The 21,337-nt window shown below is 69.4% G+C and carries 20 protein-coding genes; 11 read left to right on the top strand and 9 right to left on the bottom strand.

The window, feature by feature from the left end:
- The first annotated feature begins 276 nt into the window (after positions 1-276).
- Genes nirB through AC6CR5_RS15730 form a run of 3 tightly spaced genes read left to right on the top strand, consistent with a single transcriptional unit; the run spans position 277 to position 4,513 of the window.
- Positions 277-2,829: a nitrite reductase large subunit NirB gene (gene nirB, locus AC6CR5_RS15740; protein ID WP_047991772.1), complete on the top strand. Its 2,553-nt coding sequence runs from the start codon at positions 277-279 to the stop codon at positions 2,827-2,829.
- A complete protein-coding gene (gene nirD, locus AC6CR5_RS15735; RefSeq protein ID WP_080969319.1) occupies positions 2,829-3,233 on the top strand; it encodes a nitrite reductase small subunit NirD in 405 nt (134 codons plus the stop codon). The genes nirB and nirD overlap by 1 nt, the downstream gene beginning before the upstream one ends.
- 11 nt (positions 3,234-3,244) lie before the next feature.
- Complete coding sequence (locus tag AC6CR5_RS15730) at positions 3,245-4,513, top strand: nitrate- and nitrite sensing domain-containing protein (RefSeq protein WP_498084694.1); 1,269 nt, start codon at positions 3,245-3,247, stop codon at positions 4,511-4,513.
- 24 nt (positions 4,514-4,537) lie between these two features.
- Here AC6CR5_RS15730 and AC6CR5_RS15725 read toward each other — a convergent pair whose 3' ends face one another.
- Positions 4,538-5,350, bottom strand: a complete 813-nt coding sequence (locus tag AC6CR5_RS15725) for a metallophosphoesterase (protein WP_047991771.1) — start codon at positions 5,348-5,350, stop codon at positions 4,538-4,540.
- 72 nt (positions 5,351-5,422) lie between these two features.
- Here AC6CR5_RS15725 and AC6CR5_RS15720 point away from each other — a divergent pair, with 72 nt between their 5' ends.
- The 3 genes from AC6CR5_RS15720 to AC6CR5_RS15710 all read left to right on the top strand — a co-directional run bounded on the left by AC6CR5_RS15720 (position 5,423) and on the right by AC6CR5_RS15710 (position 9,008).
- The gene (locus AC6CR5_RS15720; protein WP_047991770.1) at positions 5,423-6,400 is read left to right on the top strand and encodes a helix-turn-helix domain-containing GNAT family N-acetyltransferase; all 978 of its coding nucleotides are present in this window, start codon (positions 5,423-5,425) and stop codon (positions 6,398-6,400) included.
- Positions 6,401-6,566: 166 nt separating this feature from the next.
- Entirely contained in the window at positions 6,567-6,725 is a 159-nt protein-coding gene (locus AC6CR5_RS15715; RefSeq protein ID WP_020926500.1) for a hypothetical protein, read from the top strand.
- Positions 6,726-6,764: 39 nt separating this feature from the next.
- Positions 6,765-9,008 carry a phosphocholine-specific phospholipase C gene (locus AC6CR5_RS15710; protein WP_020926501.1) on the top strand — a complete coding sequence of 748 codons (2,244 nt, stop codon included), beginning with the start codon at positions 6,765-6,767 and terminating at the stop codon, positions 9,006-9,008.
- 13 nt (positions 9,009-9,021) lie between these two features.
- On the opposite strand, the gene AC6CR5_RS15705 is transcribed toward AC6CR5_RS15710, so the two are convergent.
- From AC6CR5_RS15705 to AC6CR5_RS15695, 3 genes are all read right to left on the bottom strand, one after another.
- Entirely contained in the window at positions 9,022-10,434 is a 1,413-nt protein-coding gene (locus AC6CR5_RS15705; RefSeq protein WP_047991768.1) for a DUF2252 domain-containing protein, read from the bottom strand.
- A 112-nt stretch (positions 10,435-10,546) separates the two neighbouring features.
- Positions 10,547-11,248: a pentapeptide repeat-containing protein gene (locus AC6CR5_RS15700; RefSeq protein WP_411764380.1), complete on the bottom strand. Its 702-nt coding sequence runs from the start codon at positions 11,246-11,248 to the stop codon at positions 10,547-10,549.
- A gap of 25 nt (positions 11,249-11,273) precedes the next feature.
- Positions 11,274-11,924, bottom strand: a complete 651-nt coding sequence (locus tag AC6CR5_RS15695) for a response regulator (protein WP_047991767.1) — start codon at positions 11,922-11,924, stop codon at positions 11,274-11,276.
- Between the two features lie 423 nt (positions 11,925-12,347).
- Between AC6CR5_RS15695 and AC6CR5_RS15690 the strand changes: the two genes are divergently transcribed.
- Positions 12,348-13,145: a hypothetical protein gene (locus AC6CR5_RS15690; RefSeq protein ID WP_047991766.1), complete on the top strand. Its 798-nt coding sequence runs from the start codon at positions 12,348-12,350 to the stop codon at positions 13,143-13,145.
- Positions 13,146-13,205: 60 nt separating this feature from the next.
- On the opposite strand, the gene gvpU is transcribed toward AC6CR5_RS15690, so the two are convergent.
- Entirely contained in the window at positions 13,206-13,649 is a 444-nt protein-coding gene (gene gvpU / locus AC6CR5_RS15685; protein ID WP_207384708.1) for a gas vesicle accessory protein GvpU, read from the bottom strand.
- A 176-nt stretch (positions 13,650-13,825) separates the two neighbouring features.
- Between gvpU and AC6CR5_RS15680 the strand changes: the two genes are divergently transcribed.
- On the top strand, positions 13,826-14,191 hold the full coding sequence (locus AC6CR5_RS15680) for a hypothetical protein (protein WP_020926507.1): 366 nt from the start codon (positions 13,826-13,828) through the stop codon (positions 14,189-14,191).
- A gap of 19 nt (positions 14,192-14,210) precedes the next feature.
- On the opposite strand, the gene AC6CR5_RS15675 is transcribed toward AC6CR5_RS15680, so the two are convergent.
- On the bottom strand, positions 14,211-15,215 hold the full coding sequence (locus tag AC6CR5_RS15675; RefSeq protein ID WP_054484824.1) for a helix-turn-helix transcriptional regulator: 1,005 nt from the start codon (positions 15,213-15,215) through the stop codon (positions 14,211-14,213).
- 117 nt (positions 15,216-15,332) lie between these two features.
- Here AC6CR5_RS15675 and AC6CR5_RS15670 point away from each other — a divergent pair, with 117 nt between their 5' ends.
- Positions 15,333-15,941, top strand: a complete 609-nt coding sequence (locus AC6CR5_RS15670) for a glutathione S-transferase family protein (protein ID WP_006387357.1) — start codon at positions 15,333-15,335, stop codon at positions 15,939-15,941.
- Between the two features lie 14 nt (positions 15,942-15,955).
- Here the strand turns inward: AC6CR5_RS15670 and AC6CR5_RS15665 are convergent, their stop codons facing one another.
- Positions 15,956-17,278: a ParB/Srx family N-terminal domain-containing protein gene (locus AC6CR5_RS15665; RefSeq protein WP_498084693.1), complete on the bottom strand. Its 1,323-nt coding sequence runs from the start codon at positions 17,276-17,278 to the stop codon at positions 15,956-15,958.
- A 139-nt stretch (positions 17,279-17,417) separates the two neighbouring features.
- On the opposite strand from AC6CR5_RS15665, the gene AC6CR5_RS15660 reads away from it, so the two are divergent.
- On the top strand, positions 17,418-18,116 hold the full coding sequence (locus AC6CR5_RS15660; protein ID WP_150101299.1) for an ArsR/SmtB family transcription factor: 699 nt from the start codon (positions 17,418-17,420) through the stop codon (positions 18,114-18,116).
- A gap of 38 nt (positions 18,117-18,154) precedes the next feature.
- Here AC6CR5_RS15660 and AC6CR5_RS15655 read toward each other — a convergent pair whose 3' ends face one another.
- Entirely contained in the window at positions 18,155-19,321 is a 1,167-nt protein-coding gene (locus AC6CR5_RS15655; RefSeq protein ID WP_498084692.1) for an MFS transporter, read from the bottom strand.
- A 90-nt stretch (positions 19,322-19,411) separates the two neighbouring features.
- Between AC6CR5_RS15655 and AC6CR5_RS15650 the strand changes: the two genes are divergently transcribed.
- On the top strand, positions 19,412-20,200 hold the full coding sequence (locus AC6CR5_RS15650; protein WP_020926512.1) for an AraC family transcriptional regulator: 789 nt from the start codon (positions 19,412-19,414) through the stop codon (positions 20,198-20,200).
- Here the strand turns inward: AC6CR5_RS15650 and AC6CR5_RS15645 are convergent.
- Positions 20,197-21,303 carry a porin gene (locus AC6CR5_RS15645; protein ID WP_020926513.1) on the bottom strand — a complete coding sequence of 369 codons (1,107 nt, stop codon included), beginning with the start codon at positions 21,301-21,303 and terminating at the stop codon, positions 20,197-20,199. The two genes, AC6CR5_RS15650 and AC6CR5_RS15645, sit on opposite strands and share 4 nt — an antisense overlap.
- Between the last annotated feature and the right edge of the window lie 34 nt (positions 21,304-21,337).

Here is a 21,337-nt window from a genome sequence, read left to right as displayed (position 1 = left end):
CCACGGGCGGGCAGCGGGGCGCGGGGACAGGCGGCGTGCGCGGTGGTGCGCGGCCGCACCGGATTGGTGCGGCGCGGAACCGTTTGGGTGCGCGGCGGGTGCGGGGGCGCCGCGCCGCGCGGGCGTCAACGGGATGGCACGCTTATTGCTTTGATCGCCATACCGGGCCCGTGTCCGGCCAGACAACGCAAGCATTGCAGGCAACGGCGCCCGGACTCAACAGTCCCGGGCGCCGTTTGTCTTTTGAAACCCGAACGGCCCAGCCTGGATAGACCCATGAGCACAGCGACCTCCACGACTTCCATGCAGACCCTGATCGTCATCGGCAACGGCATGGTCGGCCATCACTGCGTCGAGCAACTGATCGAGCGCGGCGCGCTGGCGCGCTACCGCATCCTGGTGTTCGGCGAAGAGAGCCGGCGCGCCTACGATCGCGTGCACCTGTCCGAGTACATGGGCGGGCGCGACGCCGAGTCGATGGCCATGAGCGATGCCGCGTTCTATGAACGGCCGGGCCTGTCGCTGCGGCTGGGCGCGCCGGTGCTGCGCATCGACCGTCACGCGCGCCTGGTGGTGACGGCCGACGGCAGCCATGGCTACGACAAGCTGGTGCTGGCCACCGGCTCCTATCCCTTCGTGCCGCCGATCGCCGGCGCCGAGGGCGCGTCGCGCCTGGTGTACCGCACGCTCGACGACCTGGACCAGATCCGCGCGGCGGCCGACGGCGCCCGGCGCGGCGTGGTGGTGGGCGGCGGCCTGCTGGGCCTGGAAGCCGCCAATGCGCTCAAGTCGCTCGGGCTGGAGGCGCACGTGGTCGAGTTCGCGCCGCGCCTGATGCCGGTGCAGCTGGACGAGGCCGGCGGCGCCGCGCTCAAGGCGCGCATCGAGGCGCTGGGCGTGGGCGTGCACCTGTCGCGCGCCACGCAGGAAATCAAGCAAGGCACGCAATACCGCTACCGCATGCGCTTCGCCGAAGGCGCGCCGCTGGAGACCGACCTGATCGTGTTCTCGGCCGGCATCCGCCCGCGCGACGGCCTGGCGCGCCAGGCGGGCCTGACGGTGGCCGAGCGCGGCGGCGTCGCGGTCGACGGCCACTGCCGCAGCAGCGATGCGTCGATCTACGCCATCGGCGAATGCGCCGCGTTCGACGGCGCCATCTTCGGCCTGGTCGCGCCCGGTTACCAGATGGCGCGCGTGGTCGCCGCCGACCTCTGCGGCGAGGCCGGCGCGCCGTTCGCCGGCGCCGACATGTCGACCAAGCTCAAGCTGCTGGGCGTGGACGTGGGCTCGATCGGCGACGCCCACGGCGCCACGCCGGGCGCGCGCAGCTACCGCTACATCGACGAGGCCGGCGCCTCGTACCGCCGCCTGGTGGTGTCGGCCGACGGCAAGCGCGTGCTGGGCGCGGTGCTGGTGGGCGACAACAGCTACTACGACACCCTGCTGCAATACGCGCAGAACGGCATCGCGCCGCCAGCCGATCCGGCCAGCCTGATCCTGCCCGTTGGCCAGGGCGCGCCCGTACTGGGCGCCGGCGCGCTGCCGGCCAGCGCCACCATCTGTTCGTGCCACAACGTCAGCAAGGCCGCCATCTGTGACGCGCTGGACGGCGGCTGCGCCGACGTCGCCGGCGTCAAGGCCTGCACCAAGGCCGCCACCGGCTGCGGCGGCTGCGCGGCCCTGCTCAAGCAGGTGGTGGAACACGAACTGGCGAGCCGCGGCGTCGCGGTGGACAAGAGCCTGTGCGAGCACTTCGCCTACACCCGCCAGGAGCTCTACGCCATCGTGCGGGTGCAGGGCATCGAATCGTTCGAGGAACTGCTGGCGCGCCACGGCCGCGGCCACGTCGGCTGCGACCTGTGCAAGCCGACCGTGGCGTCGATCCTGGCCTCGTGCTGGAATCGCCCGATCCAGGATCCTCACCTGGTGCCGCTGCAGGACACCAACGACACCTTCATGGCCAACATGCAGAAGAACGGCACCTATTCGGTGGTGCCGCGCATCCCGGGCGGCGAGGTCACGCCCGACGGCCTGATCGCGATCGGCGCGGTGGCCAAGAAGTACAAGCTCTACACCAAGATCACCGGCGGCCAGCGCATCGACCTGTTCGGCGCGCAGCTGCACGAGCTGCCGGACATCTGGGCCGAACTGATCGCCGCCGGCTTCGAGACCGGCCACGCCTACGGCAAGTCCACCCGCACCGTGAAGTCCTGCGTCGGCAGCACCTGGTGCCGCTACGGCGTGCAGGACAGCGTCGCCATGGCGCTGCGCATCGAAGACCGCTACAAGGGCCTGCGCGCCCCGCACAAGCTCAAGTTCGCGGTCTCCGGCTGCACCCGCGAATGCGCCGAGGCGCAAAGCAAGGACATCGGCGTCATCGCCACCGAGAACGGCTGGAACCTGTACGTGTGCGGCAACGGCGGCATGCGGCCGCGCCACGCCGAACTGTTCGCCCAGGACCTGGATGACGCCACCCTGATCCGCTACATCGACCGCCTGCTGATGTTCTACATCCGCACCGCCGACAAGCTGCAGCGCACCTCGGTCTGGCGCGAGTCGCTGGAAGGCGGCCTGGATTACCTGAAGGCCGTGGTCATCGACGACAGCCTGGGGCTGGGCGCCGAACTGGAGGCGCAGATGCAGCTGGTGGTGGACCGCTATGAATGCGAATGGGCCAACGCCCTGTCCGACCCGGAAAAGCTCAAGCGTTTCCGCACCTTCGTCAACGACGCCGCGGCGGATCCGGATATCCGCTTCGTGCAGGAGCGCGGCCAGCCGCGCCCGGCGCCGGCCGCGCGCGTGATTCCCATCGCCGAGGAGCTTGCCTGATGCGTTCGAATGCCGTGATTGCCCTGCGCCCGGAGACCGCACGTGACGCCACGCCCGACGCCGCGTCTTGGCGCCCCGTCTGCACCCGCCGAGACCTGGTCGCCGATTCCGGCGTGGTGGCGCTGGTGGACGGCCGCCAGGTGGCCCTGTTCTATCTGCCCGCCGTTGCCGGCGAAACGCTCTACGCCCTCGACAACCGCGACCCGAAATCGGGCGCCAACGTCATCGGCCGCGGCATCGTCGGCCACCTGGCCGGCGAGCTGGTGGTGGCCTCGCCGCTGTACAAGCAGCACTTCCGGCTGCGCGACGGCGCCTGTGTCGAATACCCCGAACAATCGCTGCGGGCCTGGCCTGTGCGCTTCAATGGCGACGCCGTGGAAGTCCGGCCGCCCGCCGCGCAGTGAGGATGCCCGCCATGTCCGAGCACGCCATGCCCTCGACCCTGCGCTTCCTGCTGGCGGCGCGCCGCAGCGAGCTGCACGGGCTCGAGGCCCTGGCGGCCACCTGCGAACTGGCCACCCTGGTCAGCAAGCTGGTGCACGTGCTGCAGAAGGAACGGGGCTCGTCCAACCTGTATCTGTGCGGCGGCCAGGACGCGCTGCGCCAGACGCTGGCAGGCCTCAGTTCCGACGCCTGCGCGGTCGAGGAAGAAGTGCGCCGCTTCCTCGACCGGCTGGAGCCGGATGCCACCCGCAGCGCCGGCAAGGCGCGCCTGCTCAACTGCATCGCGTACACGCTGTACCGCCTGGACGAACTGCCGCGCACGCGCCGCGCCATCCGCGACCGCCGCGTGGCGGCGCAAGACGCTGGCGCGGTCTTCACGCGGCTCATCGGCAGCCTGTTCGCGCTGGTGTTCGAAGCCGCCGATTCGTCGCTGGACGCGGGCGTCACGCGCCTGTTGGTGGCGCTGCTCAATTTCATGCAGGGCAAGGAGCTGTGCGGCCAGGAGCGCGCCTATGGCGTCATGGGCTACACCGCCGGCTACTTCACCGAATCGCAAAAGGCCCGCCTGCTGGAACTGGCGGACCTGCAGAAGCGCTGCTTCGACAGTTTCGCGCAGTACGCCGGCGCGGATGCGCTGGCGGCGTGGGAGCGGCTGGAGCAGGGCGGCGGCCCGGTGCTGCGCTTGCGCGACATGGCGCTGCGCACCTCCGAGACCGAGCGCGTCGACGCCGGCCTGGCCGAGCTGTGGTTCGGCCTTTGCACCGAACGCATCGACGCCATGCGCGCGGTCGAGAGTCTGCTGGCCGAGGCCCTGACCCTGCAATGCCATCGCCGCATCGTCGAGACCCGCGCCGAGCTCGACAACCACCGGCTGCTGCTCAGCCGTTTCGCCGACCACGCCAGCGACGCGGCGCCCGCCATGCTGTTCCAGTTGCAGGGCCGCATTCTCGACGTGCCGCCGCAGGATGGCGTGGGCGAGGCCATGGAACGGTCCATCCTCGACCTGATGCGGGAACAGGCGCAGCGGCTGCGGCAGTCGGACGATGCGCTGGCGCTGGCCCGCGGCGCGCTGGAGGAACGGCGCCGGGTCGAGCGCGCCAAGTGGTTGCTGGTCAGCCGCCACGGCCTGAGCGAGCAGGCCGCGCACGATCAATTGCAGCGCGTGGCGATGGACCGGCGGCGCTCGCTCGACGACGTCGCGCGGCAGGTGCTGGCCGAGCTGGACGAGGCCCCGGGCTGAATGGCAGGAAGGCGCGCTGCGCGGCTACGCCGTCGGCACCTCCCACAGCGCGTCGGGCAGGAAGCCGTCCTGTTCGCCCTTCCTGGCGTAGCCCAGCGGATTGGCCACCACGCGGCAGCCGTCCTTCACGTAGTCCAGCGGACAGTGCAGGTGGCCGTGCATCCAGACGTCCGCCAGCGGCAGCAGGCCGTCCAGCGCATTGCAGAAGCCGGCCGTGCCCGGCGTGACGCCGTAGCGCGGATCGGCGCTGGCCAGGCTGGGCGCGAAGTGGGTGATGGCCAGCGTCGGGCCGTCGAAGGGCGTGCGCAGCGCCTGTTCCAGCCAGGCCTGGCAGGCCAGGCCCTGTTCGCGCATCTGCTCGGCCATGAAGGGCGCGCCATGGCGCCGCATCTGCGCCTTCTCCAGGTAGAAATCGGCGGCCCGGAAGGCCTTGCCGCGCTTGGCCAGCACCTGCGTCAAGGTGTCTCCGGGCGCGGCCAGCGCGTCGAAATCGGTCCACAGCGTGGTGCCCACCAGGCGCACGCCATCGATGACCCGCGTTTCGCGTTCCAGCCACTGGATTTCCAGTTGTTGGCACAGCGTCTGCAGGCGCTGATGGGTCTCGTCGAAATCGAGGTTGTCGTATTCATGGTTGCCGGGCACGTAGACCACGGGCGTGGGCCAGCCATTGCGCGGCGCATAGCGGCCCAGGCCGAAGTCGTCCGTGGTCAGCCGCGAACGCTGCTGGTACGAACCGATGTCGCCAGCCAGCACCAGCAGGTCCGCGCCCGGGATGGGGTGGGCGACGAAGCCGGGGTCGGATTCCAGGTGCAGGTCGGACAGCAATTGAATTTTCATGGGCCGGGGGCTTGTTTTGGTTGCGATTCGCAAGTAAATTGGTTGCGACCCGCAACTTCAGGACGCGTCATCATGGATCTTATCGATTTTCCCACCCGATCCCGGGAACAGACCATCCGCGACCTGCGGGAATTCTCGCGCAAGCTGGTGCGCGAACTGGGTTTCATGCGGCCGTCGCTGGCCGGCAGCGACCTGGCGCCCTCGGCGGTGCACGCCATCATCGAAATCGGCCTGCAGCCCGGCATCCAGGCGCGCGACCTGGCGCTGGTGCTGCGGCTGGACAAGTCCAACACCAGCCGCCAGGTGGCCAAGCTCGAAGCGGCCGGCCTGGTCGCGCGCGAGAGCGACAGCGGCGACGCGCGCGCCTCGCGCCTGTCGCTCACGCCCGCCGGCCTGGACCTGCGCAACCGCATCGACCAGTTCGCCACCGACCAGGTCTCGCGCGCGCTGCGCCAGCTGGCGCCGCCCGACCAGGAAATCCTGGTGCGCTACCTGTCCTTGTATGCCGACGCCCTGTCGCGCGAGAACCCCAACACCCGCGCCGCGCAGGCCAGCGACGCGATCGAGTCGCAGATCCAGGAAGGCTACGCGCCGGGCTGTATCGGCGACGTGGCCGCGCTGCACGCGCGCTACTACGCCCAGGCCGCCGGCTTTGGCGTGGTGTTCGAGCGCCTGGTGGCCACGGGGCTGGCGGCCTTCGCCGAAAGCCTGCCCGCGCCCGGCAAGAACCTGTGGCGCTACACCGACGGCAACCGCACGCAGGCCTCCATCGCCATCGACAGCGACCTCGCGGCGCGCAGCGCGCACCTGCGCTGGTTCATCGTCGACGAGTCGCTGCGCGGCATGGGCGTGGGGCGGGCCTTGCTGGCGCGCGCCATGGCCTTCGTCGACAAGCTAGATATTGACGAAACGTATCTGTGGACCTTCAAGGGCCTGGACGCCGCGCGCCACCTGTATGAGTCGGCCGGCTTCGTGCTGACCCAGGAAGCCGAGGGCACGCAATGGGGCGGCGTGGTGGTCGAACAGCGCTTCAGCCGCGCGGCGCGCTGACCTCGCGCTGACGCATCTGGACACACACTGAGGCCGCGCGCACGCGCCGCGGCCGGCATTGACGCGCCAGCTTTCACGGCGCTGTCACTTCGCATTTCTAGACTCGCTGGGGTCTTGCCGATGCTTCGCGGCAAGGTCGGTCCTCCTCTTTCCCAAGAACCTCCCCATGCCCTCCACGAGTCTCGCAAGAACCCTTGCCGCGGTCCTGCTCGCCGCCGCCACGCTCGTCGCCTGTGGCGGCGACGACGATTCCTCGGATGATCCCGCGCCGCCGCCGGCCACCGAACAACCCAAGCCCGCGCCGCAACTGCGTTGCGCGCCGTAAGCGGCGGTTGCGCCGACCCCACCGATTCCGAGTACAACGATGACTTCCCGCCGCAATTTCCTCCAGACCGCCGCCGGCGCGGGCTTTGCCGCCGCCGCGCTCGCCGCCTTTCCGCCCAGCATCCGCCGCGCCCTGGCCATCCCCGCCAACAACGCCACCGGCACCATCAAGGATGTCGAGCATGTGATCATCCTGATGCAGGAGAATCGCTCGTTCGACCATTACTTCGGCACGCTCAAGGGCGTGCGCGGCTTCGGCGACCGTTTTCCGATTCCGCTCGCCAATGGCCGAAAGGTCTGGCAGCAGCAGCGCGCCAATGGCGCCGTGCTGACGCCGTTCCACATCGATGGCACCAGCCACAACGCGCAGCGCGCCGCCGGCACGCCGCACAGCTGGGACGACAGCCAACGCGCCTGGGACGGCGGCCGCATGGCGCAATGGCCCACGCACAAGAACGACATCTCGATGGGCTACTTCAAGGAACGCGAGATCCCGTTCCAGTTCGCGCTCGCCAATGCCTTCACCCTGTGCGACGCCTATCACTGTTCCATGCACACCGGCACCGACGCCAACCGCGCGTTCCACCTGACTGGCACCAACGGCGCGGTGCCCACCAACACCGCTTTCGTCAACAACGAATGGGACTGGATCGACGGCCTGCCCGCCAACGTCAACACCGGCTACACCTGGATGACCTACGCCGAGCGGCTGGAACAGGCTGGCGTCAGCTGGATCTCGTACCAGAACATGCCCGATGAATGGGGCGACAACATGCTGGGCGCGTTCCGCGCCTTCCGCCAGGCCAACGTGAATTCCGGCTATCCGGTCTCCAGCGGCGGCGAGCCCGGCGTGCCCTACGCCAACACCGGCCAGGCGCTGCCGTACAAGGCCTACGACCCCGCCACCGACAACGCCGCCAATCCGCTCTACAAGGGCATCGCCAACACGCTGCCGGGCACGGCGCCCGAAAACTACCTGGACGCCTTCAAGCGCGATATCCGCGAAGGCAGGCTGCCGCAAGTGTGCTGGATGAACGCGCCCTCGATCTACTGCGAACATCCCGGCCCGTCGAGTCCGGTGCAGGGCGCCTGGTTCCTGCAGGAAGTGCTGGACGCGCTGACCGCCGTGCCCGAGGTCTGGAGCAAGACGGTGCTGCTGGTGAACTTCGACGAGAACGATGGCTACTTCGACCACGTGCCGTCGCCGTCCGCGCCGTCGCGCGATGCCGGCGGCGGCCTGGCCGGCAAGACCACGCTGGCCGACGCCGACATGACGTTCGAGTACTTCACGCACGCCTCGCCCGCCGGCAGCACCACCCAGCCGGCGGCCAAGGACGGCCGCGTCTATGGGCCCGGCCCGCGCGTGCCGATGTACGTGATCTCGCCGTGGAGCCGCGGCGGCTGGGTCAACTCGCAGGTATTCGACCACACCTCGGTGCTGCGTTTCCTGGAAGCGCGCTTCGGCGTGGCCGAGCCCAACATCAGCCCGTTCCGCCGCGCGGTCTGCGGCGACCTGACCAGCGCTTTCAACTTCAAGACGCCCAACACCGAGGCGCTGCCCACGCTGGCCGGACGCGCCACGCGCGCCGCGGCCGATCAGTTGCGCACCGCGCAGGAAGCCCTGCCGCAGATGCCGCTGCCCACCGACATGCAGCTGCCGTTGCAGGCCAGCGGCACGCGCCCGTCGCGGGCCCTGCCGTACGAACTGCACACCAGCGCGCGCTGCGCTGCGGCCGGCACGGTGGAACTGCTGTTCGCCAACGGCGGCACGCAGGGCGCGGTGTTCCACGTCTACGACCGCTATCACCTGGACCGGCTGCCGCGCCGCTACATGGTCGAGGCCGGCAAGACGCTGTCCGACACCTGGAACGCGCTGCAGGACAACCTGGGCATGTACGACCTGTGGGTGTTGGGCCCCAACGGCTATCACCGCCACTTCAAGGGCGACACCAACCGCATCGCCGACAGCGGCTCGCTGCCCGAGATCAGGGTCTGTTACGACATCGCCAATGGCGAGGTCTATGCCGAGTTCCTCAACACCGGCGCCCAGGCCTGCACCTTCACCGTCACGCCGCAGGCCTACCGCCAGGACGCGCCGGTGGCGCTGGAGGTGGCGGGCGGCGGCAAGGCCTCCCGCCACTGGACGCTGGCGGCCAGCGGCCAGTGGTACGACTTTGCCGTCACCTGCTCCAGCGACCCGGCGTTCTATCGTCGCTTCGCCGGTCGCGTCGAGACCGGCGCGCACACGGTAAGCGATCCGGCCATGGGCGTGTCCGGCGCCTGACGCAGGGGCGCGCTCAGACGCGGAAGTCCGCCGCCATGTCCTCGTCGGTGCGCATGGGCAGCCTGCCCGCGCGGCAGGCGTCGCGGAAGTGGCGGTAGTCCTTTTCGTTCTGCCGCGCATAGTCCTGCGCGTAGGTCACCAGCGCTTGCGGAAAGGCGCTGGCGCGCCCCATGTACGCGGCCAGCTCCACCGCATGCCCGCTGGCCTTGGCATGGGCGCGCGCCAGCGCCCGGCCGCACAGCCGGGCGTAGCCGGTCAGGATCTTCAGGTTGAAGCTCTCGACGTCGGCCGACACCTTCATGTCGCGCAGCTGGCGGAAGTAATAATGCTTGCCGCGCGGGCCGGTCGACCAGCCCAGGAAGATGTCGCTGGCCGCCTGCAACAGGCGCTGTCCCGCCACCACGCGGAAACCGCCATGCGCCGGCGCCTTGTCGCGGGCATAACGCGCGATCACGGACTCGCGCGCCTCCTTGGCCTGCAGGAACAGCGGGTTGCCCCAGCTGTCGACCATCAAGGCGACCAGGCACACGGTGCCGACGCTGCCCACGCCCACCACCTTGAACACCACGTCCTGCAGCGCGAAATGCTTGAGCAGTTCGCGCCGGTCCGGCGCCAGGCTGTCGAGATAGCCGCCGAAGCACTTGGCCATCTTCTTCTTCCAGGCGGCGGTGTCGGGCCAATGCTCGTCCTTGCCCAGCAGGGTGACTGGGCCGGACGGATGGAACATCGCCGGCGGCGCGTCGCGGATGCGCCATAGGCCATTGTCCTGGTACGCCATCTTGCGCAGCATGCTTTCGTTGGTGCGGCCGGCGGCCTTCTCCATTGCCTTGGCGATCAGCCGGCGGCCGGCGGGCGTCGTGGCGTCCTGCAGCATGCGCTCGAAGGTGAGGCCGTCGTACCAGACGTCCAGCGTGCTGTTCTGCGCGTATTCGTTCATCCGCGACTGGTACTCGGCCGCAGCCGCCATGACGATGTCGGCGCTGTCGCCGCGGCCATAGCCCATGTGCGTCGCCGCCACTGCCAGGCTGGCTGCCAGGCGCTTGATGTCCCATTCCCATGGGCCGGGGGCGGTCTCGTCGAAGTCGTTCAGGTCGAACAGCAGTTGCCGTTCGGGCGTGGCGAAGCCGCCGAAATTGAGCAGGTGCGCATCGCCGCAAAGCGGAATCGAGATGCCGGTATGCGGCGTGCCCGCCAGGTCGTGCGCCTGCAGGATGGCGGCGCCGCGAAAGAAGGTGAAGGGGGAGGCCGCCATGCGCCCGTAGCGCAGCGGGATCAGGGCCTTGACGCGGCCGTGGCTGTTGCCGCGCAACAACCTGACCGGATCGCGGTCGACGTTGCCGATGGCCGCGTGCGACGAACGCTTGACGTGCTCCCGGGCCTGTTGCCCGGCTGACCTGCGCGCTTGGATGCTGTCTGTCTCGAGCATGGCGGTTCCCTGGTCGCGGACCGGCGCCGATGGCCCGGCCTGTCGGCGGCAGTGTAGCGGGAGGCAGGCGCGGCGGCCAGCCCCCGCCTGGCGCATGCGCAGGGAGCCGGCGTCAGATGACGGTGATGCGCAGTTCCGCCAGCAGTGCCGCCGCCTGGGTCTTGGAGATCACCGCTCCGGCCAGCCTGGCGGCCGCCGACAGGTCGATGCCGCCCAGGTCGGCCTCGCGCAGGTCGGCGCCTTCGAAGCGCACGTTCTTGAGAGTGGCATGGCGCAGGCTGCCGCCGTGGAACACCGTATCGCGCAGGTCGCTGCCGGTCAGGTCGGCATCGGAAAAGTCCAGCTGCCGCAATTCGCTCTTGCGAAACGAGATGCCGCGCACCAGCGCGCCCACCAGCAGGCAGTCCTCCAGCGTCCAGCCCAGGCAGGCGATGCCGTCGAAGTCGGCGCCCGTGAGCTTGCAGCCGGTATAGCGGGCCGCCGCCAGCCGCGCGCGGCGCCAGCTGGCGTTGTTCAAGTCGCAATGCTCGAAAATCGCGTCGCTGGCATCGGCCGAGGCGAAGACGGCGTGCCCGCCACGGCAGCGCCGCCAGACGGTGTCGGCCAGCGTGGCGCCCTGGAACGAGGCGCCGGCGATGGCGCAGGCGGTGAAACGGGCGCCGCGCAGGTCAAGCCGGGAAAAGTCGGCTTGCTGGAAATTGCAATCCTCGAAGGCCAGCGGCCTATCCTGCGCCTGGTCGATCATCGCCTGCATGGCCTGGCGGTCCACCGCCAGGCCGCTGACGACGTCCATGGATTGCTGCATCATGCCCATCTACTCAATCGGGTTGGTCGAACCCTTATTGGAACATGCCGCTTTCGACACAGAAGGCGACCAGTTCCTGGTCGGTCTGCACGTTCAGCTTGCGCATGGCGGAGATCTTCTGGCCGCTGACGGTCTTGACGCTGCGCTTGAGGCTGTCGGCCACCTGCATCATCGATTCGCCGCGGATGAAATGCCGCAGTACCTCGAATTCCTTGGGCGACAGGCTGTTGATGCGCTCGCCGATGAACTTGTGGCGCGCGGCCAGCGAACCCTCGCGCTGGAAGCCGGGAGGATAGTATTTGCGGCCCAGCTGCAGCGCGTGCAGCGCGGTGACGATCTCGCCCAGGTCGTCGCGCTTGAACACCACGGCCTCGACGCCGGCGTCGTACAGCGCCGAGATGATCATGGGATTGGACACCATGGTCAGCACGACGATGCGGGCGCCGGGAAAGTGGCGGATCAGGTACTTGACCAGGCGGATGCCGTCGCCGTAGATCTCGTCACCCGGCATCGAATAATCGGTGATGACGACTTGCGGCAGATCGCGTGTCATGTGCTCCACCAGCGCGGTGGGGCTGGCCAGCGTCGCCACGACGTCGAAGCTCAGGTCCTTGTTCAGCAGGTCGGTCATGCCCATCAGCACGAGCGGATGGTCATCGGCGATGACGATGCGGAGTCTTTGCATGCGAGGCGCAGTCAGGTTGGCCGGGACGGCATACGGATTATTCTGCACCAGGATCCGGACTTGAACCAAAATGTTTCGAAGCCAGGGCGTAAGACGGAATCGTATCGACGTTTGCGGATTCGGACCATAAGAAGAATCTCAAAAATTGGGGACAGCCATTGCCGCTTGATCTGTTCGCTCGGGCGTGAGGCGATCGCCGGGGCCAGCCGCGTCCCAGCCGCTCCCGCGGCGTGCGCGCGCCGCGATTAAGAATATTCTTGTTCAATCGCCGCTGTGCCTTTGGCAACATCGTCCTCGTACCAGATCCTGTCTTCCGCCCGCCGCGCCGCGGCCGGAATCCCGGCGCCACCGCGCTCACACGAGGTTCCATGATGTTTCCCCCCGCGCGCCGTTCCTGGCCGGCATCTGCGGCCAGGCCGCGCCATGCGTGATGCCGCTCGCCGTTGGCCGCCACGCGAGGAATCCCTGTTCCTGCGGTTCCAGCCCGTGTTCACGGCGCAGGGCCAGGTGCACGAGTACGCCGTCGCGGACAGCATCACGCCGTTGCGCAGCGGCAGCCCGGGCCTCATGGCGCAGCGGGCCCGGCTGCGGGCCGCCGTGGCCTTCGCGGCCGCGCTGCCCGCCCCGCTCGACCTGTCCTTCGAACACGCGTTGACCGTGCCGGACGGCACAGACGTGGCGCGGCGGCTGTGCGCCGATCTCGATATCAGCGTTTCGCGCGATCATCTCTGCCTTGGCCCGGCGGCCGGCAACACGCCGCTGCAACTGGCCAGCCGGCGCCTGACCTTCAGCGTGCCGCTGTTCCGGCGTCTGCTGCCGCAGGCGCACGTGCTGGCCTGCCACACCGAATTCCGCGCCAGCCTGCGCGCGCGGCTGCTGCCGGCCAGTTGCGGCGGCAAGCCGGTGGCCAGCGGCGTCATGCGCGTGACCGGCCTGACACTGCGCATTCCTCGCGGCCTTGGTGCCGACCGCACGCTGCAGCGCCGCTTCGACTCCCTCATGGAATGCGCGACGACCGCCAAGCTGCAGGTGACGATCGACGACATTGAAGACATGCACGATTTCGTCTGGCTGCGGCCACGGCCCGGCCTGCTGTTCCGCGGCACGGTCCTGTCGGCGCCGATCAGCTCACAATGCCTGGACGTCTGGTTGCAGGCCGACGGCGATGCCTGGCGAAGTTTCCATGCCTGCACCGCCCGGCCCAACTGGACCGAGCGCTGACCGGCAGCCTGGCGGGGCGCGGCGGCGTCCTCGGCCCGCGCCGGCCCCGGTTGGCACGGCTTATTCGGACTGCAGGCGGCCCAGGATGAAGCCGTCCACCGCGCTGCTGCGGCCACGCCAGAGCGTGGGCTGGCCGGCGATCGGCGTGCCGTCGGCGGTGAAGAACAGCGCATCCACCAGGTGGATGTAGTTGGGCAGGGGCTCGGCCGGCTGCGGCAGGCGGAACACGTCGCCCAGTTCCGCCAGCGACGTGCGCACCGATTGGCGCGCCTGTGTGTCCATGTCGGAGAGCGAGTCGGAGAAGGTTTCGGCGAAGCGGTCGAAGTACTCCGCGCCCGACACGATCGAACCCGACACCAGCATGCCGCCCATCTGCAACGTGACGCCGATGCTCTTGAGCTGGCCGCCGTTGTTCACCAGGTTCACCAGGAATTGCAGGAACACGTCGGCGGGCGGGGCGACGGAGGCGGAAGTGAGGGAAGTGGGGTTCGGGTCGAGACTCATGGCGGCGCGCGCTCCGGTATGTGCGTGGGAGTCACAAGATACTCGAACGGCAGCCGGCGCGCACGGGCCGCAATCTACGGATAAGCAACCGGATCGGCCCTCAGTCCGGCGCTTCGGCGGGCCGCTGGACGGGGTAACTTGCGGACCATCGAGATGACCCGCATAAAGGTTTCCCCATGATCGCCGTGAATGCCAGTAACGCCGCCAACCGGGCCGGCTTCCGTACGTCTGATGCCGCCAGCGGCGATGCGTTCCGCGCGGCGTTCACCGACGCGCAGCAACGCGGCGCTTCGGCCCTGGCCGGTGGCGTCAAGGGAGCGGCGCCGGTCGCGTCGGCCGCCGAGCGCGAGTTCATGGACTACGCTTCCATGTCGCTGCAGGAAAAGATGTTCTACGCCGCGCTGGCATCGCTTGGTATTTCCAAGGCGGAATACGACGCCATGTCCGCGGCCGACAAGCTCAAGGTCGCGGAAAAGGTATCGTTGGTCCTGCAGCAATTGGCCAAGGCCGAACAGGCCAGGCAGGTCGAGCACGCCGGCTGAGCGCGCCCGGCCCGGGCCGTCAGCCGCCGGCAGGGCCGTCCGGCACGCTGCCCGGCGCGGTCTCCCGCCGTTGCAGCATGCGCGCGACGCGCTCCGCCGCGGTGCGCAGGCGCAACGCCAGCGCGGCGGGCGCCAGCACATCGAACTCCACTTCCAAGGCCATCAGCCAGTACGCCAGCGCATCCAGCGACTGGCCCGGGCAGCGTAGCAGGCAGCGATCGTCGTCCAGGGCGTCGATCTCGCCGACGGCTGCCGGAATGCGCGCGGTCATCGCCGCGCGCGTGGCATGAAGGACGATGCGCGCCTCTTCGCCGTTGGCGGCCTGCCCCACCGATCGCGCCACGTAGGCGCGCAGGTCGCCGCCATCGGGCGGCGGGCGTGGCGCAAAATGCGCGCCCGGCGTCACTGCGCCCGCGATACGATCGAGCCGGAAGGTGCGCCAGTCCGCGCGCGCCGGATCCCACGCCACCAGATACCAGCGATAGCCCGTATGGGCCAGCCCCTGCGGCTCGACCTGGCGGCTGGTGGCCTGTCCACGGCCGTCGGTATAGTCGAAATGCACGCGCAGCTGGTCGCGGCAGGCGGCAGCCAGCGCGGCCAGCTGGCTGGCATCGATCAGCGGACCGGCGCGCGGCACCGGCACCAGCGCCGTGCGCAGCGCATCCACCTTGTGGCGCAGCCTGGCAGGCATGACCTGTTCCAGTTTCACCAGCGCGCGCAGCGCCGCTTCCTCGGCGCCACCCACCGAACCGGTGGCCGCGGTGCGCAGCGTGATCGCCACCGTCAGCGCCTCGTCGTCATCCAGCAGCAAGGGCGGCAGGGCGTTGCCCGCGCGAAACGCATAGCCGCCCGCCACGCCGCTGCTGGCCTGGATCGGGTAGCCCAGCTCGCGCAGCCTGTCGATGTCGCGCCGCAATGTGCGGGGGTGGATCTCCAGCGTCTGCGCCAGTTCGCCGCCGGCCCAGTGGCGGCGGGTCTGCAGCAGGGAAAGCAGGCGCAGGAGTCGATTGCTGGAAGCGAGCATGGCAGTGACGATAAAACGAATCGAGGGCGGAAACTGTCCGCAATGGATTCTACAGTTCACGCCATCGCCAGCGGCCATGGGGCCGCGGCGGGAATCCCCTGAAAACCGGAGTTCTTCATGTCCATCGTCTTCTATTGGCACCCCCAGTCCAGCGCCTCCCCGATCGCCGCCGCCCTGGCCGAGCTGCAAGTCCCGCACGAACGCGTGAAGGTCGACATCCGCGCCGGCGAACAGCGCCGGCCCGAGTTCCTGGCGATCAATCCGAACGGCAAGGTGCCGACGCTGACCGTGGACGGCGCGCCGCTGTTCGAGGCGCTGGCGATCCAGCTGTGGCTGGGCGAGCACTGGGGCGTCGAGCGCGGCCTGTGGCCCGCCGCGGGCACGCCGCAACGGCTGGCCGCCATGTCCTGGTGCGCGTGGTCCTATGTGTCGTATGGCGCGGTGCTGTGGCGCCTGTTCCACCTCGGCCATGGCGATGAAGGCCAACGCGATCCGCGCCAGGCGGAGCGGGCGCTGGCAGACCTGGATTCGCTGCTGGCGGTGCTGGAGGGCCACCTGGCGCGCCAGCCGTGGATGCTGGGCGCCGAGTATTCGCTGGCCGACCTGGTGGTGGGGTCGGTGATCGGCTACAGCGCGATGCTGGGGGCGCCGATCGCGGCCCACCCCAAGGTGCAGGCCTGGCTGGGCAAGGTGCAGGCGCGGCCGGCCATGCAGGTCGACCGCTGAGGCGGCCCCGGCGCCTACCAGCCCCAGCAGGTGCCGGCGGTGGGCTTGCCGCAGGCGCGGTAGTTGACCGCGAACCACAGCTTGCCGGCGCCGCGCGGCGAGCCTTCCGGCGACGCGTCGGTCTTGACGTCGTTGCGCGGCAGTTCTTCGAGCGTATCGCGCGCCTTCTTGGTGGGCGAGCCGCTGGAGGCGCCCGCCACCAGCTGGATGCGGCCCAGGCTGGCGGCCGTGCGGTCCTGGAACACGATGTCGCTGTCGGCCAGCGCGCTCATCTTCAGCGCGGCGTTGCGCACCGCGGCGGCGTAGCCATCGTTGGCGCCGGTGGAGGCCAGCGACGCATTCAGCGTGCTCACGGTCAGGATCTGCGCGGGCGTGGACGGCGCCATCATGGCGTACTGGTCCAGGCCCGGCAACTGGCCGCCGGCCACCTGCCGGCGCAGCCAGTCGCCCCACAGGAATTCCGCGAACTCCGGCAGGTTGCCGTTGCTGTAGGCGATGTCGCGGGTGAAGTACACCAGCGAGCGGTAGCGGTCTTCCTGCATGCCGCCGGCTTCCTGCGCATTGGCGATGCCCAGCCGCGTCGGCAGCTGGTCCACCGTGATGGGCTGGTTCTGGCCGTCGCGCAGCCAGGCCTTGCGTTCGTCGACCATGCGTTGCCAGAACGCCGCGGCGCTGCCGACGCCGCTGTAGTTGGCATCGACCTTGACCCACACCGGCAGCTTGGGCCCGCCATCGGCGATCTCGCGCAGCGACGAGAAGGTGTGGTGGCCGTCGGTCAGGTACAGATTGCCGTCCCAGCCGACCACCACGGTCTTCAGGTTGGCGGGATCGGCGCCCATGGCGGCGGTGCAGCTGAAGGTGGCCGGCTGGTCCAGGCGCGCCGCCCGCAATTGCGCAATCGATGTGAAGGCCTGGGAGGTGGTGGCGCCCATGTCCTCGCAATAGTCGCTGAACTTCTTGCCGACCGTGCGGTTCAGGTAGTCCAGTTGCTTGACCGGGTCGGCCGCCCAGGTGGCGCGATTGAAGTCGCCTTGCCAGCGGCCCAGCTTGTAGTAGATCTGGTCGTAGCCGATCGCGGCCTGCGTCGGCCGCAGTTCCTCGATGCGCACCTGGATCACGTCGCCGGCCTTGGCCGCCAGGTAGGCCTGGTTGCGCGTGTCCGCCGGCGGCGCCGGATTCTGCGCCACCGGGGGGCTGGTGTCGTCGTCATCGTCGTCGCCGCCGCCGTTGCAGGCGGCCAGCAGCAGCGGCAGCGTGGCCAGGGCCAGGATCCGCAGCGCGGGGCGCCAGCGAGCGGTGAACGGACGGGGCAGGTCGGAAGCAGGCATGCGGGACATGGATTGGGGGGGTTGATCCGAGAAGTATCCAATGATGACAGCGCCGTGTTTCGCGTTCATTGCATCGTCACGCCGCGGACATGCCGGGGAGGCGTCCAAGGAGCAGACGGGTGCAGGCGCAATGCTAAGATCGCCGCCAATGACCGCGCCTTCCGTCCAGCCCCCTCTTGCCGCCGAATTGGCCGAACTCGCCCGCACCCTGGGCAACGCCCATCGCCTGATCCTGCTGGAGCATATCGCGCAGGGCGAGCGGCCGGTCGAGCGGCTGGCCGAATTGTCGGGACTGTCGGTGGCCAATGCCTCGCAGCACCTGCAACAGTTGCGCCGCGCCGGCTTCGTCGTCACGCGGCGCGAGGGCAAGCACGTGTACTACCGGCTTGGCTCCGCGCCGATCGCCGGCCTGCTCAACGCCTTGGACGCGGTGGCGCAGCACAATCGCGGTGAGATGCGGCGCCTGGTGGCCGACAGCCAGGACCGGCGCGACGGACTCGAAGCCATATCGCGCGACGAACTGCTGAACCGCCTGGGCGAAGGCAGCATGACGCTGCTCGACGTGCGGCCCGCCGACGAATTCGCGCAGGGGCACCTGCCCGGCGCCATCAACATTCCCGCGGACGAACTGCTCAAGCGGCTCGAAGAGCTGCCGGCCGACCATGAGATCGTGGCCTATTGCCGCGGCCCCTTCTGCGTGCTGTCGTCCGATGCCGTCACCGCGCTGCGCGCCCATGGCCTGCGCGCGCGGCGGCTGGACGCCGGTTTTCCCGACTGGCGCGCCGAGGGGCTGGCGGTCGAGGCGCCACCGGCGCGCAAGGGCCGCCAGCGCCCGCAGACGCGGTAAAGGTTGGCTGGCAAGCGGTGGCCGGCCGCCTGGCCGCGCTAATCACGTTCACGCGCCGCCAACAGCCACAATGCGACGGCCAGCCAGGCCGCGCTCAACGGCAGCGGCGTATCGAACGGCAGCCACGACGTGGCCGCCAATCCCAGTCCCAGCAGGCTGTAGTAGGCCAGGCCGAACAATGCGCCGGCGCGGCCCAGGCAATGGCCATAGCGACGCAGCGCCGGTCCCAGCAGATTGGGTATCGCCAGGCCGTAGCCGATGAACACCGGCAAGGCCGCGGCGGCCCACAGCCAGCCGGGCTGCGGCCGCCACGCCATGGCCAGCGCCTGCGCCGCCGCGCCCAGCGCGACGCAGCGCAGGCCATGGCGCACCCGGATCGCGGCGCTCGCCGTCGCGGGCAGGCGGCGGTTGCAGGCCGCGCCCAGGCTGCCGGCCAGCGCCACGCCCAGGCCCACCCAGCCAAAGCCCAGGCCGGGCAGCGAACCCGTCATGAACGGTCCCGCCGCGTAGAACGAAAACACCAGCAGGTTCAGTCCCGCCACCCGCTGCACGGCCAGGCGCAACGCGCCGTCGGCCAGCATCCGGCGCGCCAGCGCGGCCAGCGGCACGGCGCCGGTCGGCGCCGGCCGGGTTTCGCGCCAGCGCCAGGCGACCGATCCCAGCAGCAGCGCCACCACCACCGCGATCGCGGCCAGCACGCCGCCGTAGCCGTGTCCGTCGGCCAGCGCCTGGCCCGTCAGCGGCCCGACTGCCGGCGACCACGCCAGCACCGTGCCCAGCGTGACGAAGCAATGGGTCAGCCGTGGGCCGTCCAGGCAATCGCGCAGCACGGTCTGCGTCACCACCGAACACGCCGCCAGCCCCAGCGCCTGCAGGAAACGGCCTGCCAGCAGCCAGGGATAGGCCGGCGCGGCCAGCGCGCACAAGGTGCCCGCCAGCCCCAGGGCAAGGCCGGCCAGCATCGCCGGGCGGCGCCCGCGAGTATCGGCCAGATGGCCCCACAGCAGCACCCCGGCGGCAAAGCCGACAAAGAAGATGCCCATGACCGGCTGCGTGGCCGCGGCATCCAGGCGCCAGTGGCGCGCCAGGTCAGGCAGCGCGGGCGCGAGTATGGTCTCGGCGACCTGCGGCAGCGCCAGCAGCGCGATGACGAGCCAGGGCGGGGGCAACGCGCGCGCGCCGGATGAGGAGGAGGGGGAAGACATGGTGCCGCCGTCAAGCAAAAAGACGCTAGCGTAGGCGCGCCACGCCGCGCAAAATCACGACATCACGCCATAAAACATCGCCAATCGGACATGCCCATCTATACGCTTCCCGCCGTCGAGGATCCCGATCTTGTCGCCTGCCCCATCGTGGGCATGGCGATCGATACGCGCGAGCACGCCTCGGACTGGCACGCGCACCAGCGCACCCAATTGCTCTATCAAGCCGAAGGCGGGGTGACGCTGTACCTGGCCGACCGGGTCGGGCAGCTGGCGCCGCTGCAGGCCGCCTGGCTGCCGGCCGGTTGCGTGCATCGCACGGCCATGCAGGGCAGCTTCGCCTATCGCAGCCTGTATTTCGATGTGCGCGCCTACCCGAACCTGCCGCGAGAGCCGGCGATCCTGGACGTCAATCCGCTCTTGCGCGAGCTGATCGTGCGCGTGACGCAATGGCCGTCAGACGCGGCCCTGGATGCGCCGCGCCAGCGCCTGGTGGGCGCGTTGCTGGACGAGTTGGCGGCGGCGCCGACGGCGCCGCTGCATCTGCCGATGCCGCGCGACCGGCGGCTGGCGCCCATCGCGCGTGAATTGCTGGAGAATCCGGCCTGCCCGCTGTCGATCGACGAATGGGGCCGGCGGGTGGGGGCCAGCGGCCGCACGCTGGCGCGGGTGTTCCTGGCCGAAACCGGCCTGTCGTTCACCCGCTGGCGCGCGCAATGCCGCCTGTTGATGGCGCGGGCCCGGCTGGCCGAAGGCGCCTCGGTGACCGAGGTGGCGCATGCCGTGGGCTATGCCAGCGACAGCGCCTTCATCGCCATGTACCGGCGCGCCTACGGCGAGCCGCCGGGGCGCCGGCTGCGCCGGCGCGATCCCCCGCCTTAGAACACGTGGCGGATGCCGACGCCGGCCGCGGTGCTCTTGAGGCCATCGATGAACGCGTAGTCCTTGCCGTACGAACCATAGGCATACAGGTTGGTGCGCTTGGACAGGTCGTAGGTGTAGCCCACGCTCCAGACGTTCATGTTGGCGTCGCCGCCGGTCAGGCGATCGTTGGACGGCGACACGTGCTGCCACGACGCGAACAGGCTGCTGGCCCCGCCCACCGGCATCGTCGCGCCCAGCATGTAGGCGTTGGCCTTGAAGCCGTCGACGTAGCGGTTGGTGCCGAACTCGTCGCTGAACGGCGTGCCGGCCGGCAGGTCCTGGCCGACGAACCAGCCGTCGGTGGTGCGTCCATAGGCGGCCGCCAGCTTCACCACTTCCAGGTCGTACGACAGGCCCACCGCGTACTGGCGCGGCGTGGCGTCATGGTCGATCGACGCGCGGTTCGAGCCATTGAGCTGGTCGTAGGTCAGCGTGACGTTGACCGGCCCTTCCACGTAGCGCAGGCCGGCGGTGATGCCACGCGAATTGTCGTTGGTGCGGAAATGGGTTTCGTCGTTGTTGGTATCGTCGACGTTGAACGAATAGCCCGCGGCGAACTGGAAGCCGCTCATCGAGGGGCTGCGGTACATCACCATGTTGTCCCAGCGCATGGTGTTGGCCGCGCTGAAACCCAGGCCCAGGTTCGATTGGGTGTAGCTGGTGTAGAAGGGATCGATGTCGGCCAGGTAGTTCGAGCCGACGGTGGCCTGGCGGCCGAATTCGATCGTGCCCCAGGCGTCGTTGGCCAGTCCGATGGTGGCCTGGCGGCCGAACAGGCGGCCGCTCTGGCCGCGGGTGCCGTTGCCCGAATCGAAACCGCTTTCCAGCGTGAACACGGCGCGCAGGCCATCGCCCAGGTCTTCGGATCCGCGCAGGCCCCAGCGGGAGCCGGCCTGGATGCCGTTGATCATGCCGAGCTTGCTGCCGTCATAGCCATTGCCCTTGATCTTGTTGTAGCCAATGCCGGTGTCGATGACACCATAGAGAGTGACTGACGTTTCTGCCTGAGCGACGCCTGCAAAAGTGGTCAACATTGCGGCTGCGAGCAGCGTCTTTTTCATCCGTGGGACTCCTATAGTGAAGGGAAAAGGAAGA

The organism is Achromobacter sp. EG18 (assembly GCF_059759395.1).
The sequence above is the reverse complement of the archived record's forward strand: the minus strand, read 5'-3'. Positions and strand labels throughout refer to the sequence as shown.

What these genes read in the sequence shown, in the direction of transcription:
- AC6CR5_RS15730 (WP_498084694.1), top strand. Translation starts at nt 3,245, where the DNA reads ATGTCCGAGCACGCCATGCCCTCGACCCTGCGCTTCCTGCTGGCGGCG.
- AC6CR5_RS15675 (WP_054484824.1), bottom strand. Translation starts at nt 15,215, where the DNA reads ATGCTCGCTTCCAGCAATCGACTCCTGCGCCTGCTTTCCCTGCTGCAG.
- AC6CR5_RS15670 (WP_006387357.1), top strand. Translation starts at nt 15,333, where the DNA reads ATGTCCATCGTCTTCTATTGGCACCCCCAGTCCAGCGCCTCCCCGATC.
- AC6CR5_RS15690 (WP_047991766.1), top strand. Translation starts at nt 12,348, where the DNA reads ATGCGTGATGCCGCTCGCCGTTGGCCGCCACGCGAGGAATCCCTGTTC.
- AC6CR5_RS15700 (WP_411764380.1), bottom strand. Translation starts at nt 11,248, where the DNA reads ATGGGCATGATGCAGCAATCCATGGACGTCGTCAGCGGCCTGGCGGTG.
- AC6CR5_RS15695 (WP_047991767.1), bottom strand. Translation starts at nt 11,924, where the DNA reads ATGCAAAGACTCCGCATCGTCATCGCCGATGACCATCCGCTCGTGCTG.
- AC6CR5_RS15660 (WP_150101299.1), top strand. Translation starts at nt 17,418, where the DNA reads ATGACCGCGCCTTCCGTCCAGCCCCCTCTTGCCGCCGAATTGGCCGAA.
- AC6CR5_RS15650 (WP_020926512.1), top strand. Translation starts at nt 19,412, where the DNA reads ATGCCCATCTATACGCTTCCCGCCGTCGAGGATCCCGATCTTGTCGCC.
- AC6CR5_RS15645 (WP_020926513.1), bottom strand. Translation starts at nt 21,303, where the DNA reads ATGAAAAAGACGCTGCTCGCAGCCGCAATGTTGACCACTTTTGCAGGC.
- AC6CR5_RS15705 (WP_047991768.1), bottom strand. Translation starts at nt 10,434, where the DNA reads ATGCTCGAGACAGACAGCATCCAAGCGCGCAGGTCAGCCGGGCAACAG.
- AC6CR5_RS15655 (WP_498084692.1), bottom strand. Translation starts at nt 19,321, where the DNA reads ATGTCTTCCCCCTCCTCCTCATCCGGCGCGCGCGCGTTGCCCCCGCCC.
- AC6CR5_RS15680 (WP_020926507.1), top strand. Translation starts at nt 13,826, where the DNA reads ATGATCGCCGTGAATGCCAGTAACGCCGCCAACCGGGCCGGCTTCCGT.
- gvpU (WP_207384708.1), bottom strand. Translation starts at nt 13,649, where the DNA reads ATGAGTCTCGACCCGAACCCCACTTCCCTCACTTCCGCCTCCGTCGCC.
- AC6CR5_RS15710 (WP_020926501.1), top strand. Translation starts at nt 6,765, where the DNA reads ATGACTTCCCGCCGCAATTTCCTCCAGACCGCCGCCGGCGCGGGCTTT.
- AC6CR5_RS15715 (WP_020926500.1), top strand. Translation starts at nt 6,567, where the DNA reads ATGCCCTCCACGAGTCTCGCAAGAACCCTTGCCGCGGTCCTGCTCGCC.
- nirD (WP_080969319.1), top strand. Translation starts at nt 2,829, where the DNA reads ATGCGTTCGAATGCCGTGATTGCCCTGCGCCCGGAGACCGCACGTGAC.
- nirB (WP_047991772.1), top strand. Translation starts at nt 277, where the DNA reads ATGAGCACAGCGACCTCCACGACTTCCATGCAGACCCTGATCGTCATC.
- AC6CR5_RS15720 (WP_047991770.1), top strand. Translation starts at nt 5,423, where the DNA reads ATGGATCTTATCGATTTTCCCACCCGATCCCGGGAACAGACCATCCGC.
- AC6CR5_RS15725 (WP_047991771.1), bottom strand. Translation starts at nt 5,350, where the DNA reads ATGAAAATTCAATTGCTGTCCGACCTGCACCTGGAATCCGACCCCGGC.
- AC6CR5_RS15665 (WP_498084693.1), bottom strand. Translation starts at nt 17,278, where the DNA reads ATGTCCCGCATGCCTGCTTCCGACCTGCCCCGTCCGTTCACCGCTCGC.